The sequence below is a fragment of the Arthrobacter sp. 10N418 genome (assembly GCF_056394725.1).
This window is the reverse complement of sequence record NZ_JBFTIK010000005.1, coordinates 1-18,802: the sequence shown is the minus strand read 5'-3', so window position 1 is coordinate 18,802 and position 18,802 is coordinate 1. Positions and strand designations below refer to the sequence as shown.

The 18,802-nt window shown below is 67.7% G+C and carries 14 protein-coding genes, 1 tRNA gene and 1 pseudogene; 7 read left to right on the top strand and 9 right to left on the bottom strand.

Annotated elements, in window-relative coordinates; all coding sequences use genetic code 11:
• Nucleotides 1-164: 164 nt before the first annotated feature.
• From rho to argS, 6 genes are all read right to left on the bottom strand, one after another.
• The gene (gene rho / locus AC1DCZ_RS05235; RefSeq protein ID WP_476973651.1) at nucleotides 165-2,303 is read right to left on the bottom strand and encodes a transcription termination factor Rho; all 2,139 of its coding nucleotides are present in this window, start codon (nucleotides 2,301-2,303) and stop codon (nucleotides 165-167) included.
• Between the two features lie 320 nt (nucleotides 2,304-2,623).
• Nucleotides 2,624-3,547, bottom strand: a complete 924-nt coding sequence (gene thrB / locus AC1DCZ_RS05230) for a homoserine kinase (protein WP_476973781.1) — start codon at nucleotides 3,545-3,547, stop codon at nucleotides 2,624-2,626.
• 65 nt (nucleotides 3,548-3,612) lie between these two features.
• On the bottom strand, nucleotides 3,613-4,719 hold the full coding sequence (gene thrC / locus AC1DCZ_RS05225) for a threonine synthase (protein WP_476973650.1): 1,107 nt from the start codon (nucleotides 4,717-4,719) through the stop codon (nucleotides 3,613-3,615).
• On the bottom strand, nucleotides 4,720-6,048 hold the full coding sequence (locus tag AC1DCZ_RS05220; protein WP_476973649.1) for a homoserine dehydrogenase: 1,329 nt from the start codon (nucleotides 6,046-6,048) through the stop codon (nucleotides 4,720-4,722).
• Entirely contained in the window at nucleotides 6,049-7,560 is a 1,512-nt protein-coding gene (gene lysA, locus AC1DCZ_RS05215; protein WP_476973648.1) for a diaminopimelate decarboxylase, read from the bottom strand.
• A 5-nt stretch (nucleotides 7,561-7,565) separates the two neighbouring features.
• Nucleotides 7,566-9,230, bottom strand: coding sequence for an arginine--tRNA ligase (gene argS / locus AC1DCZ_RS05210; RefSeq protein WP_476973647.1), 1,665 nt, complete (start codon nucleotides 9,228-9,230; stop codon nucleotides 7,566-7,568).
• 216 nt (nucleotides 9,231-9,446) lie between these two features.
• Here argS and AC1DCZ_RS05205 point away from each other — a divergent pair.
• From AC1DCZ_RS05205 to AC1DCZ_RS05195, 3 genes are all read left to right on the top strand, one after another.
• Nucleotides 9,447-9,519, top strand: a tRNA-Arg gene (locus AC1DCZ_RS05205).
• A 212-nt stretch (nucleotides 9,520-9,731) separates the two neighbouring features.
• Entirely contained in the window at nucleotides 9,732-10,775 is a 1,044-nt protein-coding gene (locus tag AC1DCZ_RS05200) for a M4 family metallopeptidase (protein WP_476973646.1), read from the top strand.
• Nucleotides 10,776-10,874: 99 nt separating this feature from the next.
• On the top strand, nucleotides 10,875-11,177 hold the full coding sequence (locus AC1DCZ_RS05195) for a protealysin inhibitor emfourin (protein WP_476973645.1): 303 nt from the start codon (nucleotides 10,875-10,877) through the stop codon (nucleotides 11,175-11,177).
• Here AC1DCZ_RS05195 and AC1DCZ_RS05190 read toward each other — a convergent pair.
• Nucleotides 11,174-12,139, bottom strand: coding sequence for a GlxA family transcriptional regulator (locus AC1DCZ_RS05190; protein WP_476973644.1), 966 nt, complete (start codon nucleotides 12,137-12,139; stop codon nucleotides 11,174-11,176). The two genes, AC1DCZ_RS05195 and AC1DCZ_RS05190, sit on opposite strands and share 4 nt — an antisense overlap.
• 81 nt (nucleotides 12,140-12,220) lie before the next feature.
• On the opposite strand from AC1DCZ_RS05190, the gene AC1DCZ_RS05185 reads away from it, so the two are divergent.
• Together AC1DCZ_RS05185 and hrpA are read left to right on the top strand one after the other, a co-directional pair.
• A complete protein-coding gene (locus tag AC1DCZ_RS05185; RefSeq protein WP_476895458.1) occupies nucleotides 12,221-12,388 on the top strand; it encodes a hypothetical protein in 168 nt (55 codons plus the stop codon).
• A 99-nt stretch (nucleotides 12,389-12,487) separates the two neighbouring features.
• On the top strand, nucleotides 12,488-16,516 hold the full coding sequence (hrpA, locus tag AC1DCZ_RS05180; protein WP_476973643.1) for an ATP-dependent RNA helicase HrpA: 4,029 nt from the start codon (nucleotides 12,488-12,490) through the stop codon (nucleotides 16,514-16,516).
• Between the two features lie 60 nt (nucleotides 16,517-16,576).
• Here the strand turns inward: hrpA and AC1DCZ_RS05175 are convergent, their stop codons facing one another.
• Nucleotides 16,577-17,005: an HIT family protein gene (locus tag AC1DCZ_RS05175; RefSeq protein WP_476973642.1), complete on the bottom strand. Its 429-nt coding sequence runs from the start codon at nucleotides 17,003-17,005 to the stop codon at nucleotides 16,577-16,579.
• Complete coding sequence (locus tag AC1DCZ_RS05170) at nucleotides 17,002-18,159, bottom strand: NAD(P)-dependent alcohol dehydrogenase (protein ID WP_476973641.1); 1,158 nt, start codon at nucleotides 18,157-18,159, stop codon at nucleotides 17,002-17,004. Before AC1DCZ_RS05170 ends, AC1DCZ_RS05175 begins: the two co-directional genes overlap by 4 nt.
• A gap of 139 nt (nucleotides 18,160-18,298) precedes the next feature.
• On the opposite strand from AC1DCZ_RS05170, the gene AC1DCZ_RS05165 reads away from it, so the two are divergent.
• Together AC1DCZ_RS05165 and AC1DCZ_RS05160 are read left to right on the top strand one after the other, a co-directional pair.
• A complete protein-coding gene (locus tag AC1DCZ_RS05165) occupies nucleotides 18,299-18,532 on the top strand; it encodes a hypothetical protein (protein WP_476973640.1) in 234 nt (77 codons plus the stop codon).
• Between the two features lie 3 nt (nucleotides 18,533-18,535).
• Nucleotides 18,536-18,802, top strand: a pseudogene (locus tag AC1DCZ_RS05160) (HNH endonuclease); the annotation flags it as partial.

The window sequence follows — 18,802 nt, the reverse complement described above, 5'->3', positions numbered from 1 at the left end:
CGCCCCGGGAGTGGCATCGGGCCTGCCGGAGCTGGGAGGCCTGCGATCGAAGATCGCGGGCCTCCCAGCGTAGGGGCGGGGGCGGCAAAACCGAACGGCGAAGGCGGGGGCGGAAACCCGCACGGCTAACCGCGCGAGATTCCGGCACCCCGCCTTGAACTCAGCTACTTGTCGTTATCGGACTTCGCACCAAGCGTCGTCTTCTGCACCTGCATGAGGAACTCGACGTTGCTCTGGGTCTCCCGGATCTTGTTGGTCAGCAGCTCAAGGCTCTGCTGCGTCTCGAGCCCGGAAAGGACGCGGCGCAGCTTCCACATGATCTTGACTTCCTCGGGGGAAAGCAGGTTTTCCTCACGGCGCGTACCGGACGCGTTGACATCCACGGCCGGGAAGATGCGCTTGTCCGCAAGCTGGCGGGACAGGCGCAGTTCCATGTTGCCGGTGCCCTTGAACTCTTCGAAGATGACCTCGTCCATCTTGGAACCGGTCTCGACAAGCGCGGTCGCCAGGATGGTCAGCGAGCCGCCGTTTTCGATGTTGCGGGCGGCACCGAAGAAACGCTTCGGCGGGTACAGCGCTGCGGAATCCACACCACCGGACAGGATACGGCCGGAGGCCGGTGCTGCCAGGTTGTAGGCACGGCCCAGGCGGGTCATGGAGTCCAGGAGGACCACGACGTCCATGCCCATTTCCACGAGGCGCTTGGCGCGCTCGATGGAAAGTTCGGCCACGGTGGTGTGGTCGTCGGCGGGACGGTCGAAGGTGGAGGCAATGACCTCGCCCTTGACGGTGCGCTGCATGTCCGTGACTTCTTCGGGACGTTCGTCAACGAGCACCATCATGAGGTGGACCTCAGGATTGTTGGTGGTGATGGCGTTGGCGATGGACTGCAGGATAAGCGTCTTGCCGGCCTTCGGGGGCGAAACGATCAGTCCGCGCTGGCCCTTGCCGATCGGCGCCACCAGGTCGATGACGCGGGGGCCGATCTTCTTGGGATCCGTTTCCAGGCGCAGGCGCTCGGAGGGGTACAGCGGGACGAGCTTCGCGAACTCGACGCGGTCCTTGAGCTCCTCGGGCGTCTTGCCGTTGACGGACGTGACGCGGACCAGGGCGTTGAACTTCTGGCGGGCAGACTGCTGCTGGCCCCCCTGCGGGGTTTCGCCTTCACGCGGTGCACGGATGGCGCCGACGACGGCGTCGCCCTTGCGCAGGTTGTACTTCTTGACCTGGGCGAGGGAGACGTACACGTCGTTCGGACCCGGCAGGTAGCCGGAGGTGCGGATGAACGCGTAGTTCTCGAGCACGTCGAGAATACCGGCGACGGGCAGCAGGACATCGTCCTCGGTGACCTCGACGTCGTCGACGTCCGGTCCCTGGACGCGTCCCCGACGGCGGTCGTTACGGTCGCGGAAGCGGTCGTTCCGCGAGGTGTTGTCGCGGCTCTCCTGCTGGCCCTGGCGGTCACCGCGGTCGTTGCGGTCACGACGGTTGCGGCGGTTCCGGCGGCTGCCGCCGTCGTTGTCGTCATTGTCGCGGGTTTCGCGGGTGTTCTCACGGGTTTCGGCGTTGTCGCGGCCTCCGCGGGTGCGGTCACGGCGCTGGCCGTCCTCGCTGCCCTGCTCGGCACGATGTTCTGTGCGCTGTTCCGTGCGCTGGTCGGTCTGGCGCTGTTCCGTGCGCTGCTCCGGCTGGCGCTGCTCGGCGGCGCGCTCTTCGGGCTGGCGCTGCTCGGCGGGGGCTTCGGCAGCTTCCGCCGATCCGCCCTGCGCGGCAGCTTCGCCGCGGCGGCGGTTGCGGGTGCGCGGCTGGCGGCGTTCGCCGGCTTCTGTGCCGCCGGAACTGGCCGGACCGGTCTCGGCGGCTGCTTCCGCGGCGGGCGCAGTTTCCGCGGCAGGAGCAGCGGCGGGAGCCTCTGCAGCAGGCGCGGTGATGATGCCGTCGCTGCCTGCGCGGCGGCTGCGGCCACGGCCACGGGCCCGCGGGTTCTCCTGGGCCGGTGCCTCGGCGTCGCCGGCTGCTGCCGGAGCCGCGGCGTGCGCCACGGTACCGTTGTCGGTCGCCTTTTCAGCAGCGCGGGCCGGGGCCTTGCTCACTGGAGTGCCTGCACGATGTGCGGAAATGGCCGAGACCAGATCTCCCTTGCGCATGCGGGAACCGCCGGAAATGCCGAGCTGGCTGGCGAGAGCCTGCAGCTGGGCGAGCTTGAGGCCTGCAAGGCCGCTGCTCTTGGCGGGTGCTGCCGTTGACGATCCGGCAGCAGAAGATGTTTCCACAGCTGGAGACAGCTCAGTGGTTTCGGTCACGAAGGATCCTTCCCCCTCGACGGCGTCCAGACTAGGAGCTGGACGCGATGATTTGATCTGGGCTGCGGTTCAGATCCGCAGCCGGGATTTCGGCCTTGCCGGATGGATTTTGGCCAGCACGGCCGGATACAGCTACACCTGGCACGCTCCGAACAGAAGGAACGGCGGGCTGACGCTACAGGGGTGCAGAGCAACTCTGCGGGTTCCTGCGTCAGACCGAAAGCAGGTGGCACCGGAAAATATTGCGCAGTGGGAGATGAGAGAGGCTACGTGGCCAACATCGCGGTCTTATAACGGTTACTGATTTACCGCCTGCGTGATTACCGCCGGTGCACTTCCACTTTAGCACCTTCAACGTCCACGGCCAGCTTCATCACACGCCAGCCCACTTCCGGCGTGTTGCGGACCGTGTGCGAGCCAATGAAGCTGACGACGGCGTCGGCTTCCGCTTCGCCGTTGGCAAGGACCAGGACCGTCGGCCCGGCACCGGAGACGACGGCGGCGTAGCCCGCGCGGCGCAGTGCCGCGATGAGCTCCGCGCTGGGCCGCATGGCCTGGGCCCGGTAGCTCTGGTGCAGGTAGTCCTCGGTGCCGGGGAGCAGGAACTCGGGCTTTGTCGTCAATGCGTGGATCAGCAGGGCGGCCCGGCCGGAATTCATCGCCGCGGCATGGTGCCCCACCGAAGCGGGCAGCAGAGCGCGCGCGGCCTCCGTGGACAGTTCGAAGTCCGGGACTGCGACGACCGGGATGACCGATTCCGCGACGGTCACGCAGGTGCTGCTGTACCGGTCACTGTCCTGCCATGACAGCGCCAGTCCGCCGAAAATCGCGGGTGCGACGTTGTCCGGGTGGCCTTCCATTTCGCTCGTGAGCTGCAGGATCCAGTCCTTGCCGCGGCGCGCCGCTTCCGGAACGAGGGCGTTCGCGGCTGAGACGGCCGCGACCACGGCGGAGGCGGAGGACCCGAGTCCGCGGCCGTGCGGGTTGACGTTGTCCGCCGTGATCCGCAGGCCGTCATGCCGGAAGCCGAGGCGGTGCAGGGCCTCGGTGATGGCCCTGACCACCAGGTGGCTCGCGTCGCGCGGCAGCGATTCGGCACCCTCGCCGCTGAGTTCGAACTCCAGCCCACCGCCGGCCAGGGTTTCCACCGTCAACGTGTCATGGAGCGAGAGGGCCAGCCCCAGGCTGTCATAGCCGGGCCCGAGGTTGGCGCTGGTCGCCGGGACCCGCACGGTCACCAGCATCCCGGCCGGGACAGCCGGCGAACCCGCAGCGGACTCGGCCGGGACGGTAAGGGTGGTTTCCACGGCTATACTTCTTCCAGGCCCAGTGCTGCAGCGACAGTGACGACGTCGTTGGAGACCTTGACGGGTTCCACGTCGCTGCCGTCCTCGGTGCGCAGCGCCCACTGCGGGTCCTTCAGCCCGTGGCCCGTCACCGTGATGACAATGGTCTTCCCGGCGGGCACCTCCCCTGCCGCGTGCTTCTTGATCAGGCCGGCGACGCCCGCGGCGGAGCCCGGTTCCACGAACACGCCTTCGCGGGCAGAGAGCCAGCGGTGCGCGGACAGGATTTCCTCGTCGGTCACTGCTTCGATGACGCCGCCGGACTCGTCCCGGGCGGCCACAGCGGTGTCCCATGAGGCAGGGTTGCCGATCCGGATGGCCGTCGCGATGGTGTCCGGTTCGGTGATGGGATGTCCGGCGACGAACGGCGCAGCGCCTGCGGCCTGGAAGCCCCACATCACCGGCGTCTTCGTGGCAACGGCGGCCAAGGTTCCGGCCGTCGTGGACTCAAACGGCGCGGAGTACTCCTTATAGCCCTTCCAGTACGCGCTGATGTTGCCCGCGTTGCCGACCGGGAGCACGTGGAAGTCCGGGGCGTCCCCAAGGGAGTCGACCACTTCGAAAGCGCCGGTCTTCTGGCCCTCGATCCGCGCAGGGTTGACCGAGTTGACCAGGAAGACGGGGTAGGACTCCCCCAGCTTGCGGGCGATGTCCAGGCAATCGTCGAAGTTGCCGTCGACCTGCAGCAGCGTGGCGCCGTGTGCGATCGCCTGGCTCAGCTTGCCCATCGAGATCTTGCCTTCGGGCACGAGGACGGCGCACTGGAGCCCGGCCGCCGTCGCGTAGGCTGCGGCAGAGGCCGAGGTGTTTCCGGTGGACGCGCACACCACAGCCTTGGCGCCGGCGGCGACAGCGGCCGTCATTGCCATGGTCATGCCGCGGTCCTTGAAGGACCCGGTCGGGTTCATGCCCTCGACCTTGAGGTAGACGTCGCTGCCCGTCAGCTCGGAGAGGTGCCGGGCATACACGAGCGGGGTGCCGCCCTCCCCGAGGGTGATGACCTTCGTGGACTCCGTGACCGGCAGGCGTTCAGCGTATTCGCGGATGACCCCGCGCCATTGGTGAGCCATTTAGACCCCTTCTACCCGAAGTACGGATGTGACGGAATTGATGACGTCCAGGCCCTTGACGGCCTCGACGGTTGCAGCCAGGGCGGCCTCGCGTGCACGGTGTGTCACGATCCGCAGTTCCGCCGATTCCACTTTGGAGTCGGCGTCGCGGTGGATGGTCTGGCGCATGATTTCGATGGAGACGCCGTGCTCTGCGAAGAGCTGGGCGATCCGGGCCAGGACACCGGGCTGGTCCGCGACGTCGAGGCCGATGTAGTAGCTCGTCATGACCGCGTCGATGGGCAGTGCGCGGACACGCCCGGTGGTGGTCTCCGTCCGGCCCGGGCCGCCCAGGACGATCCGGCGGGCGGCGGACACGAGGTCGCCCAGGACGGCCGACGCCGTCGGGGTCCCCCCGGCGCCCTGGCCGTAGAACATCAGTTCGCCGGCGTTCTCGGCTTCGATGAAGACTGCGTTGAACGCGCCGCGGACGGCGGCGAGGGGGTGTTCGCGCGGCAGCAGCGTGGGATGCACGCGGACGGAGACGCCGGTGTCCGCGTCTGTTTCCGTGCCTTCTGCGGGGAGTTTTTCGGCGATCGCCAGCAGTTTGATCACGAATCCGGCGTCCTTCGCGGCCGCGATGTCCGCCGCGCTGACGGAGCTGATGCCCTCGCAGTAGACGTCTTCGAGCGCGAACCTGGTGTGGAAGGACAGCGAGGCGAGGATCGCGGCCTTGGCGGCGGCATCATGGCCCTCGACGTCGGCCGTGGGATCGGCTTCCGCGTAGCCCAGGCGCTGGGCCTCGGCCAGGGCGTCGGCGAACTGCGCGCCGGTGGAGTCCATCTGGTCGAGGATGAAGTTGGTGGTGCCGTTGACGATGCCGAGCACCCGCGTGATCCGGTCGCCGGACAGGCTGTCCCGGATGGGACGCAGGATGGGGATCGCGCCCGCCACGGCAGCCTCGTAGGACAGCTGGACGCCGGCCTGGTCGGCTTCCTCGTAGAGGGTCGGGCCGTCCTGGGCCAGGAGAGCCTTGTTGCCGGTGACCACGCAGGCCCCGTTGCGCATGGCGGTCAGGATCAGGGTGCGGGCCGGTTCGATCCCGCCCATCAGTTCGATGACGAGGTCTGCGTCCTTGACCAGGGATTCGGCGTCGGTGGTGAACAGCCCGTGCGGCAGCTCGACGTCCCGGGGAGCGTCGATGTTGCGCACGGCGATGCCGCTCAGTTCGAGGCGGGCACCGGTCCGGGAGGCGAGCGCCTCGGCGTCGTCAATGAGAATCCGCGCAACCTGGGCTCCGACGTTGCCACAGCCCAGCAGGGCTACTTTCAGGGTTCGCAATTCGGTCATTCAGACTCCCATGTCGCGGTTCAGCAGATCTTCCTCGGTTTCCCCGCGGACAATGAGCCGGGCAGATCCATCGCGCACAGCGACAACGCCCGGCCGGGCCAGATAGTTGTAGTTGCTTGACAGGGCCCAGCAGTAGGCGCCGGTCCCCGGTACAGCGAGCAGATCACCGGCTGCCACGTCCTCGGGCAGATATACATCTCTAACAACTATGTCGCCGCTCTCGCAATGTTTGCCCACCACTCGGGACAGCTGCGCAGCGGCCTCCGAGGTCCGTGACGCCAGAATGGCCGAATAATCCGCGTCGTACAGCACCGGACGGGGGTTGTCGCTCATGCCGCCGTCCACTGACACATACCGGCGCGGGTACGTAACGTTTTCCGCGGCCGTTTCCGCTGTTTCCTGTGTGTCCACGGCGGGCGCGTCGACCCGGACGGTCTTGAGCGTGCCCACTTCGTACAGCGTGAACGTGGAGCTGCCGACGATCGCCCGGCCCGGTTCGATCGAAATCCGGGGAGCGGAAATGCCCAGTTCCGCGCATTTGGACCGGACGACGGCGGCCATCGCCTGGGCGATTTCGGCGGCCGGGCGCGGAGTGTCCACGGGCGTGTAGGCGATGCCGTAGCCGCCGCCCAGGTCGAGTTCCGGCAGGACGATGGAATACTTGGCCTGCATGGCCGCCAGGAAGTCCAGCAGCTTCTCCGCGGCGAGCGCGAACCCGTCCGGTTCGAAGATCTGGGACCCGATGTGGCAGTGCAGGCCCAGCAGTTCAATGCCGGGGTAGCCCGAAGCCGCGGCCACGGCTTCCTCGGCTGCGGACAGCCCGGCCTGGTCGGTGGAGTCCCCGGCCATGGAGAGGCCGAATTTCTGGTCCTCGTGCGCGGTGGCGATGAATTCGTGGGTGTGGGCGTGCACTCCGGGGGTCAGCCGGAGCATGACCCTTGCGGTTTCGCCCCGGTTGGCGGCGATGGCGGCGACCCGGTCGAGCTCGGCCAGGCTGTCCACCACGATCCGTCCCAGCTGCATGTCCAGGGCGCGGTGGATCTCGGCGTCGGACTTGTTGTTCCCGTGCAACGCGACGTCAGCGCCGGGGATGCCTGCCCGGGCCGCGACGGCGAGTTCCCCGCCGGAGGCAGTGTCCAGCCGCAGCCCCTCCTCTTCGACCCAGCGGACCACGGAGGTGCACAGGAAGGATTTCCCCGCGTAGTAGACGTCCACCCCGCCGCAGATATCAGCGAAGGCGTTGTTGAACGCGTCGCTGAACGCCCGCGCCCGGGCGCGGAAATCGGTCTCGCTCAGAACGAACAGCGGGGTACCGTACCGGGCCTGCAGCTCGCTGACCGCCAGGCCGTCGATGCTGAGTTCTCCGGCGGCGTTGCGCCCGACACCGGCCGCCCACAGGGGCGCATGGAGGGCGTTCAGGTCCGCGGGGAGCTCAAGCCAGTCCGGGGCGAGCGGGGAGGAGGCGCTGGCGGGCTTCCCCGCACCTGCTGACGTTCCTGAGGTTGCGGTCATGGCGGTCACATCCGTTCCGGCGCCGAGACGCCCAGCAGTTCCAGTCCGTTGGCGAGCACCTGGCTCGTGGCATCGTTGAGCCACAGGCGGGTGCGGTTGAGGTCGGTAATGGCCTCCTCGCCCAGGGGTGCGACGCGGCAGGCGTCGTACCAGCGGTGGTACGCGCCGGCGATGACTTCCAGGTGGCGCGCGACACGGTGCGGTTCGCGCAGCTCGGCGGCCTTCGCCACGATCGAGGGGTAGCTGCCCAGGTAGGACAGGAGTTCGTTCTCCGTCGCGTGCTCGAGCAGGGAGGCGTCGAAGCTGTCTTTGCCGTCCACCCGGCGCTCCACGCCGGCGGCCACGGCGTGCCGTGCCGTGCCGCGGGAGCGGGCGTGGGCGTACTGGACGTAGAAGACCGGGTTTTCGTTGCTGTGCTTCTTGAGCAGCTCCGGGTCCAGGGTCAGGGGCGAATCGGCCGGGAAGCGCGCCAGGGAATAGCGGACGGCGTCCTTGCCCAGCCAGGAGATGAGGTCCTTGAGCTCGATGATGTTGCCGGCGCGCTTGGACAACTTGGCGCCGTTGACCGAGACCAGCTGGCCGATCAGGATCTCGATGTTGGCTTCGGGGTCGTCCCCGGCCGCGGCCGCGATGGCTTTGAGCCGGTTGATGTAGCCGTGGTGGTCGGCGCCGAGGAGATAGATCTTCTCCGTGTAGCCGCGGTCCTTCTTGGAAAGGTAATACGCGGCGTCGGCGGCGAAGTACGTCGGTTCGCCGTTCGCCCGGATCATGACGCGGTCCTTGTCGTCGCCGAAATCCGTCGTGCGCAGCCAGACGGCGCCGCCGTCGTCGTACACATGCCCCTGCTCCCGGAGGCGTGCGACAGCGTCTTCGATCGCGCCGGCGTCGTGGAGTTCCTGTTCGGAGAAGAAGACGTCGAAGTCGACGCCGAACTCGGCCAGGGTCTGCTTGATGTCGTGCATCTGCGCCTTGTAGGCCGCCCCGCGGATGACCGGCAGGGCTGCCACGTCGGTGAGTTCGCGGATGCCGGGATGCTGGGTCAGCACCTCGTGTCCGAGATCGGCAATGTATTCGCCCGGGTAGCCGCCTTCAGGAACGCCGCGGCCGTGCAGCCGGGACAGCACCGAGTGTGCGAAGACGTTCATCTGGGATCCGGCGTCGTTGATGTAGTACTCGGCCGTGACGTCGGCGCCGGAGGCCCGGAGCACCCGGGCGATCGAGTCACCGAGCGCGGCCCAGCGGGTGTGGCCGATGTGCAGCGGCCCGGTGGGGTTGGCCGAAACGAATTCCATGTTGACCACGTGTCCGGCGAGCGCTGAGTTGGTGCCGTAGTCCGGACCCGCTTCGACGATGGCCCTGGCCAGGGTGCCCGCAGCCGCGGCGTCGACTGTGATGTTGAGGAAGCCCGGGCCGGCGATGTCGACGGCGGACACACCCTCGATGGACTTGAGCCGGGCGCTGAGGACGGAGGCGAACTCCCGCGGGTTGGTGCCCGCCGCCTTGGCCAGCTGGAGGGCGATGTTGGTGGCCCAGTCACCGTGGTCCCTGTTCTTCGGGCGATCAACGCGCACCTGGTCCGGGACGTCGGCTGCGGCCAGTGCGATTTCACCGGCCGCGACGGCGTCCTTCAGGCAGGCGGATATGGCAAGGGAGAGTTCTTCTGGGGTCACAGTTCCAGCCTACCGGTGGGCCTGCAATGTGGCGGAATCTGGCGGCCGGCATGACGTGAGGCGGCGCCCGCGGCCCTCTTCGGGGACGCCGGCGGTTCCGCCGGCTGCTCCCGGCCAGCCATCGAACACGGCCCGCGGGCGCGCCGATTTTCCGTTGGAGGCTTCATTCCTGCTAAGCTCTAGGACGTCCCGCCGGAAACGGCAGGAACCCTGACTGCCCTCGTAGCTCAGGGGATAGAGCGTCTGCCTCCGGAGCAGAAGGTCGTTGGTTCGATTCCAATCGAGGGCACAAGCAAAACCCCGCCGTTTCAGCGAAACGGCGGGGTTTTCTGCGTACCGGCACGTCCACGCGGTTTCCTGCAGTGTGCGCATGGCCCTGCCAATTGTCGGTGACCGCTCGTAGGCTGTTCCCATCGGCAGCGGGGTTGCCGGTACCGGCAACCGGCCGGCAAACGCGTCAGCTGCCGCCGGCCGGTCCCGCAGAAGCGTAAGGGGTCCCATATGTTCTGTTCCATCGTTCCTCCGTACCTGCTCCGCCGCCTGGCAGCACAGCAGGAACCGCGGCTTTCCGAGGCGGCCCAGGCTGCCAGGCAAGCGCTGCTGCACGTCAAGACCTTCCAGGCATCGCGGGCGCTGGCATCCCCGGCGACTCCCCCGGGAATGCTCGAGGCCAAGCCCGGCCCCCCGGAGCGGACTATCTACGACGCCAAGTCGTTGGAGAAACTGCCGGGCAGCCTGGTCCGGAAGGAAGGGGCAGCGTCCACCGGTGATCCGGCGGCGGACGAGGCCTACGACGGGCTGGGGCACACCCACCGGCTCTATGCGGACGCCTTCGGCCGGAATTCCATCGACGGGAAGGGCCTCCCCCTCGACGCCACGGTCCATTACGGCCGGCGCTACGACAACGCGTTCTGGGACGGACGCCAGATGGTGTTCGGCGACGGCGACGGCCAGGTTTTCGACAGGTTCACGAAATCCCTGAGCGTGATCGGCCACGAACTCACCCATGGCGTCACCCAGTACTCGGCGGGGCTCGCCTACCGGAACCAGGCAGGCGCCCTCAACGAGTCCCTCTCCGATGTCTTCGGTGCCCTCGTCGAGCAGTACGCGAAGCAGCAGTCCACCGCGGAGGCCAGTTGGCTGATCGGAGAGGGCCTGTTCACAGACCAGGTCCAGGGCGCTGCCCTGCGGTCCATGAAGGCGCCGGGGACCGCCTACGACGACGACGTCCTCGGCAAGGATCCGCAGCCGGACTCGATGGAATCCTATGTCCACACGAGCGCGGACAACGGTGGCGTGCACATCAACTCCGGCATCCCCAACCGTGCGTTCTGCCTGGTTGCCACAGCCTTGGGCGGCAACGCCTGGGACGCCCCGGCGAGGATCTGGTACGAGACCCTCACCGGCGGCACGCTGGCCCCGAGCGCCACCTTCGGTTCCTTTGCCAAGGCGACCGCGGCGTCCGCTAAGGAACTCTTCGGGGCCGGGTCCCCGGAGCATGACGCCGTGCGGACCGCGTGGGAGACTGTGAAGGTCAAGCTGTAACCGTGCCGGGACGGCCAGCCCCCCGGCAGGCCGCCCCGGCCGGGCACCTAGGCCGGGCACCCAGGCCGAGCACCCAGGGCCGAATACAGGAACCAGGCCATGAAGATCATCATCGAACGCAGTGGCGGCATCACCGGCATGAAGCGGACCTGGACAGTCCAGGCGGCGTCGCCGGACGAGCAAGACCGCTGGCAGCCCCTTGTTGAGGCATGCCCGTGGGACACGCTCCCGGAAACCGGCCGGCGCATCCCGGAAGGCCAGCCGGACCGGTTCATCTACGACATCCGGGCCGGCCAACGCCATGCGACCTTGCCCGAGCACGCGCTGACCGGGCCGTGGCGGGACCTGGTCGAGTTCGCCAAAGCCGCTGCCGAGTCGATGGGGTCCCCGGAAGGTCCCTAAACGGCGGCCAGGTGGCCCCGGAACGTGCGCCGGTAGGACTGCGGGCTGGTGTCCAGGGCCCTCGTGAAGTGGTGCCGCAGCAGCACCGAGTGCCCGAAGCCGGATTCCCGGGCGACTTCGTCAATATTCAGTTCCGTGGTCTCCAGCAGCTCCTGCGCCCGCAGCACCCGCTGGGAGTTCAGCCACGCCGCCGGGGTTGCCCCCGTCTCGGACCGGAAGCGCCGCGCGAACGTCCGCGGTGACATGTGGACCCGGGCCGCAAGCTCGTTGACGGAGTGCTCCTCGTCCAGGTGCCGGACCATCCATTGCAGCAGCTGCTCCATGGGTTCGGAGCCGCACGGGGGAATCGGCCGGTCGATGTACTGGGCCTGGCCGCCGTCCCGGTGCGGGGGAACCACCATGTCCCGGGCAATGCCGGCGGCAACTTTGGCGCCGAACTCCGTCCGGATCAGGTGCAGGCAGGCATCGATTCCGGCAGCCGTTCCCGCACTCGTGATGATCCGGCTGTCCTCCACGTAGAGGACGTTCTCGTCCACGAGCGCCGTGGGGTACCTGGCCGCCAGCTCCTGCGAGTAGTGCCAGTGCGTCGTGCAGCGCCGGCCATCGAGCAGGCCCGCCCGGGCGAGGGCGAAGGCACCCGAGCAGATCGACATCACCCAGGCCCCGCGCGCATGCGCCGCCCGCAGAACCTCCAGGACGGCCTCGGACACGTCCTCATCCCGACCGTACGGGGCCATGATGACCAGATCCGCGTCCGCGGCCGCTTCCAGGCCCAGGCCGACATGCATGGACAACCCCGACTTCATCGGCACGTCTCCCGGTTCGGGAGTGCACACGCGGAAATCGAAGGCGGGAACGCCGTCGCCGCGCGCCGAGCGGTCGATGCCGAACACCTCAAATGCGGTCCCGAACTCGAAGATTGAGAAGTTGGGAACGACGATCATTGCCACTGATGTGATCATGAATCCATTGTGGCAGAAATTATAGCTTTTTGGGCATTTCTGCCACTTCTTTTGTTCCCCGCACCGGAGAACCATGGAGTTATGGAACTCCTCGGAATCGCCCTCATTGTCCTGATCATCGTCGCGATCGCAGCCACCGTGCGTGGCCTGCGGAAAGATGGCCTGGGCCACAACCCGCCCGTCCGCTCCCACGAGTATTGGACCGCCCAGAATCTCCCCAGCGTCAACTACACCCTGCGGATCTTCTAAGCTGCACAGCCTGAAGCGGCCCGCACACTCCCGCCATCCGCCCGCTGGGCCTGCCACCGGAACTCCGCCGGCAGCAGGCCCAGTAGACTGTGTCCAGCCATGACACTGCACATTTCCTACCCCGCCGAGCTGCCGGTCTCCGAGCGCCGCGAAGACCTGATGGCCGCCATTGCGGCCAACCAGGTGACCATCATCGCCGGTGAGACCGGCTCGGGAAAGACCACCCAGATTCCCAAGATGTGCCTCGAGCTCGGCCTGGGCGAGAACGGCCTGATCGGCCACACGCAGCCACGCCGGCTTGCCGCCCGCACTGTCGCCGAGCGCATCGCGGAGGAACTCCAGGTTGAGATCGGCCAGGAAGTGGGGTTCCAGGTCCGCTTCACGGGCGAGGTCAGCCGCTCCACCAAGATCAAGCTCATGACCGACGGCATCCTGCTGGCGGAAATCCAGCGCGACAAGCTGCTGCGCAAGTACAACGCCATCATCATCGATGAGGCCCACGAGCGCAGCCTGAACATCGACTTCATCCTCGGCTACCTCAAACGGATCCTGCCGCAGCGCCCGGATCTGAAAATCATCATCACCTCGGCCACGATCGACCCTGAGCGCTTCGCCAAGCACTTCGGCAGCGAGGACGAGCCCTCCCCCATCATCGAAGTTTCGGGCCGGACGTATCCCGTCGAGATCCGCTACCGGCCGCTTTCCCAGCCGGCCGGCGGTGCCGCCGGCGACGAGGGCGACGTTGCTTCCTCCGACGACGAGCTCGAGGAGGACCGGGATCCGCTCGATGCCGTGTGCGACGCCGTCGACGAGCTCGCGCTGGAGGCCCCCGGCGACATCCTGATCTTCTTCTCCGGCGAGCGCGAGATCCGGGACGCCGCGGAGGCCCTCAACGCCAGGATCCAGTCCAACCGCAGGCTTGCCGGCACCGAGGTGCTGCCGCTGTTTGCCCGGCTGAGCCTGGAGGAACAGCACAAGGTCTTCCACCCGGGCAGCAAGCGGCGGATCGTGCTTGCCACGAACGTCGCCGAAACCTCCCTCACGGTCCCGGGCATCAAGTACGTCGTCGACACCGGCACAGCGCGCATCTCGCGCTATTCCCACCGCACCAAGGTCCAGCGCCTGCCGATCGAACGGGTCTCGCAGGCCTCCGCCAACCAGCGCTCCGGGCGCTGCGGCCGTGTCTCCGACGGCATCGCCATCAGGCTCTACTCGGAAGAGGATTTCGAGTCCCGGCCGCCGTTCACTGACCCCGAGATCCTGCGCACCAACCTTGCCGCCGTCATCCTGCAGATGACCGCCATGGGCGTGGCCCGCGGCCCCAAGGACGTGGAAAACTTCCCGTTCGTGGAACCGCCGGACTCACGCGCCATCAACGACGGCGTCAGCCTCCTTCGCGAGCTCGGCGCCCTCAGCCCGGCACGGCAGGAACCAACGGACGACGGCGACGGACGCCCCGGCCGCCGGCCGACCGGCGGTTCCGGCGGAAGGAACGGCGGCGGGCTGACCGCCGTCGGGCAGCAGCTTGCCCAGCTGCCGGTGGACCCAAGGCTCGGCAGGATGATCGTGGAGTCCGGAAAACGCGGCTGCGTCCGCGAAGTCATGATCCTTGCCGCCGCGCTGACCATCCAGGACCCGCGCGAGCGTCCCCAAGGGGACGGCTCCGGCAAGCAGCAGCTCGCCGCCGAGAAGCACGCGCGGTTCCGGGACGAGAACTCGGACTTCACGGGCTTCCTGAACCTGTGGAATTACCTCCAGGAAAAGCAGCAGGAGCTCTCCTCCACCGCGTTCCGCCGGCTCTGCCGCAACGAGTTCATCAACTACCTGCGCGTCCGGGAGTGGCAGGACCTCTTCGCCCAGCTGCGCCAGCTCGCCCGGCCGCTGGGCATCAGCCTGGACAACGTCCGGCTCGCCGATCCCGTGGGCAAACATGACGGCATCCACATCAGTCTGCTCTCGGGCCTGCTGAGCCACATCGGCATCCTCGACGAGCGCAAGCGCGAGTACGCCGGTGCCCGCGGCAGCCGTTTCGCGATCTTCCCCGGCTCTGCCCTGTTCAAGAAGTCGCCGACCTTCGTGATGGCCGCGGAGCTCGTAGAGACCAGCCGCCTCTGGGCGCGCGTGGCCGCGAAGTTCGATCCCCTCTGGGCCGAGCAGGTGGCCCCGGACCTGGTCAAGCGCAGCTACAGCGAGCCGCACTGGTCCAAGAAGATGGGCTCGGTGATGGCCCATGAGAAGGTCACCCTCTACGGCGTTCCCATCATCCCCAGTCGCCGCATCAATTACGGCAAGGTGGATCCGGAGCTGTGCCGCGAGCTGTTCATCCGGCACGCCCTGGTGGAGGGCGACTGGCAGACCCACCACAAGTTCTTCCACCGCAACCGTGCCCTGCTCCAGGAAATCGAGGAGCTCGAGGCCCGCATGCGGCGCCGGGACATCCTGGTCGATGACGAGACCCTCTTCGAGTTCTACGACGCGCGGATCGGCCTGGAGGTCGTCTCCGAACGGCACTTCGACAAGTGGTGGAAGGAAGCCCGGCACCAGGATCCCACGCTCCTGGACTTCGACCAGTCACTGCTGATCAGCGAAGACGCGGACGCGCTGGACGATTCCGCCTACCCCAAGACCTGGCTGCACAAGGGGTTCGAGCTGCCGCTGAGCTACGAGTTCCATCCGGTGGCGCCCGGGTCGCCGCCGAACCCGTCCGACGGCGTCACCGCCGAGGTCCCGGTGCTGTTCCTGAACCAGCTCGACGACGCTGCGTTCCGGTGGCTGATCCCGGGCCAGCGGGTGGAGCTTGTCACCGCCCTGATCAAGTCGCTGCCCAAACAGATCCGCAAGAACTTCGTCCCCGCGCCGGACGTGGCGCGCCAGGCCGTCGCGGCCCTGGAGGCCGGCTTCGATCCAGCCACGGACGAGCTCGAACCGTCACTCGAACTGGTGTTGCGACGGATCCGCGGACAGGTCATCCCGCCGGGGTCCTGGAACTGGGACGCCGTGCCTGCGCATTTGCGGGTCAGCTTCCGCGTGGTGGATTCCCGCGGCAAGGTCCTGGATGAGGGCAAGGACCTCGGCGCGCTGCAGGAGCGGCTGGCCCCGGCCACCCGCCGCGCCATCGCCGAGTCCCTCGGTGCCACGCCGGGGACGACGGCGGCGACGGCCAACGGCAGGGCGAAAGGCACGTCCGCCGCAGGGCTTTCCGGCGGTGCGGCGCGTCCCCAGGCCGCAGCCTCGCCGGCGGCGGCCTCAACCGGGTTCACGGAGAAGTCCGGACTCACCGAGTGGAACTTCGCGACAGTGCAGCGCCAGGTCCAGGGAACCGTCAAAGGCCACACCGTCACCGGCTACCCCGCGCTCGTCGACGAAGGTGGCTCCGTGGCCCTGCGCCTGTTCCAGACCGCGTCCGAGCAGGAACAGGCCATGCGCGGCGGCGTCATCCGGCTCCTCGCCCTCAAAGTGCCGCCGCCGGACCGCTACGTCCTGGAGCACCTGAACAACACCGAGAAGCTGACGTTCAGCCAGAACCCGCATGGCTCGGTCTCTGCCCTGATCGCGGACTGCGCGCTTGCCGCCATCGACAAGCTGACACCCGCCGCACTCCCCTGGGATGAGGCCTCGTTCAAAGCTCTCTACGAGACCGTCCGGGCCGAGCTGATCGACACCGTCTTCACGGTCACCGCCGTCGTGGAACGCATCCTGGCGAGTACGCGCCGGATCGAAAAGCAGCTTAAAGGCACCACGAGCCTGGCCCTCATCAGTGCGCTCAACGACGTCAAGAGCCAGCTGGAGCAGCTCGTCTATCCGGGGTTCGTGGCACGCACGGGCTACGCCCAGCTCAGCCAGCTGCCCCGCTACCTCGCTGCCATCGAGAAGCGCCTCGAAAAGCTGCCCGGCAACGTCCAGCGCGACGCCCAGCACATGGCTGCGGTCCAGGCGATGGAAGACGAGTACGATGACGCCGTGTCGGCACTGTTGCCCGGCCGTCGCGCCGGGGCCGAGTTAACACACGTCCGCTGGATGATCGAAGAGCTCCGGGTGAGCTTGTTCGCCGTCGAACTCGGGACCGCCTATTCGGTCTCGGAAAAGCGGATCCGCGCCGCGCTTAACAAGGTGCTGGCGCCCGCGTAGCGCCCCTGCGGGGACACCGGCAGGCGCCAGCGCTTCGTGCAGTCGAACAGTCGAGTGTGCTCAGGCGTCCGGCACGTGCTCCGCATGGCCGGCGTTCCGGAGTCCGGCGCGCAGCTTCTCTGCGTTCGCGTCGAGCCGGGCCGGATCCGGGTGCTGGTCCACGGAGCCGAAGTCGAAGTCTGCCATGGAATTGGAGGGCCACACGTGGACATGCATGTGGTTGATCTCGTAGCCTGCCACGATCAGGCCTGCCCGGGCGGCGTCAAACACGTCGACCTGGACGGCGCCAATCCTGCGGGCTACCTCCATGACGCGGCCCAGCAGCTCCGGTGCGGCATCCGTCCACTTGTCCACTTCCTGCGTGGGCACGACGAGCGTGTGCCCGTCTGCAAGCGGGCCCATTGTCAGGAAGGCAACAACGTCGTCCTCGCGCCAGACGAAGCGTCCGGGAATCTCGCCGTTGATGATCTTGGTGAAGAGTGTGCTCATGCGTCCGCCTTTTCCGAAGGGGACCCCAGGGTGCTGGCGTCCAGGACAAAACGGTACTTCACGTCGCCGGCCACCATGCGGTCATAGGACTCGTTGAGCTGGTCCGCGCGGACCACCTCGACGTCAGATACGACGCCGTGCTCGGCACAGAAGTCCAGCATCTCCTGGGTCTCGGCGATGCTCCCGATCAGCGATCCTGCATACGCGATCCGGCGCCGGATCAGTGCGCCCGGGTTGACCGGGGGCATCGGCCCGGAGGGAAGTCCCAGCTGGAACAGGGCTCCGTCCTGGCGCAGCGTATGGAAGTAGGGGTTAAGGTCGTGCGGTGCGGCGACGGTGTCGATGATGACATCGATGCTGCGGTTCGCCGCTGCCATCGCATCCGGGTCCGTTGACAGGACGACGTCGTCCGCACCGAGCTCGCGGGCCGCGGCGAACTTCGACTCCGAGGTAGTGAAGACCTTGACCTCGGCACCCATGGCCCTGGCGATCTTGACAGCCATGTGGCCCAGTCCGCCGAGCCCGACCACGCCGACGACGTCGCCTTCTTCAACCTCGAAGTGGTTCAGGGGCGAGTACGTCGTGATGCCCGCGCACAGCAAGGGTGCCGCAGCTGCCGGGTCGAGGCTCTCGGGAATCCGCAGCACGTAGTTCCGGTCCACCACGATGGACGTGGCGTAGCCTCCCTGGGTGATCGAGTTGCCGTTCCGGGCGTCCTTGGCACCGTAGGTTCCGGTCATGCCGTTTTCGCAGTACTGCTCGAGCCCGTCGAGGCAGGCCTCGCACTCGCGGCAGGAATCCACCATGCAGCCGACGCCCACGCGCTCACCAACACTGAACTCGTCGACGGCGGAGCCGACGCTGCTGACGCGGCCCACGATTTCATGCCCGGGGACCAGCGGGTAGTTCTGGGTCCCCCATTCCCCGCGTGTCGCGTGGACGTCCGAGTGGCACAGTCCGCAGAACTCGACGGCGATCTCGACGTCGTCTTCCTTCGGAGCGCGTCGGGAAATCGTCAGCGGAACCAGCCCGCTGTCAGGGGCCGTTGCACCGTAGGCTGCGGCCAGGCGGGGAGCCCGGGCTGCGCTGTCCGTGGTCTCGGATGTGGGGAGCGGCTTGGCAAGGGGCGGCGGTACGGGGCGTCCAGGAGTCATGCCTCGACGCTACCCCCGGGTAGGGCCCCTATGCCACTTGGGGCCCGGACCGGCCCGCGCATCCGCCGATTCCGGCTGTCCCTTTACTGTCAGACCCCCGAGGGAGACTGGATTCATGGACGGCAGGCAGGGGCCCGAGGTGGCTTCATCACTAGCAGGGCGGGGTGACTTCGAACTCCAGGACCTGCCCGCGTTTCGCGCCCGCACGCTCCGGGACCTGCGCCAGGCCGGGGACCTTGCCGGGATCAGCAAACAGTACCAACGCCTTGACGGGTTGAGGCCTGCACCCGGACCCGGCGGCTCCCCGGTGGTCTCCGAAGCGGTGGAGCAGCTGCGGAGGGCCATAACTGTCATAGCCGGCAGGGAGACTTGATCCATGGACGCCAAGGTGAGGCCCGATGTGGTTCCGGCAGGCCCGGCACCAGCACTTGCTGTCACGGTCGCGGACGTGGCCGCGCTCCTGGCCGGCCTTCCGGCCCCGGACAGCGCCGCCGCCCTGATCGACGAGATCCGGGACCTCGAGGACCTCAAATCCGCCATGGCCGCCCGGCAGGCCCGGGACGCCGCCGCCTTCGATGCGCGCCGGCGCCGCGACCAGGCCGCCGCCGGGATGCCCGCCGATCAGCTCGGTGCCGGGACCGGC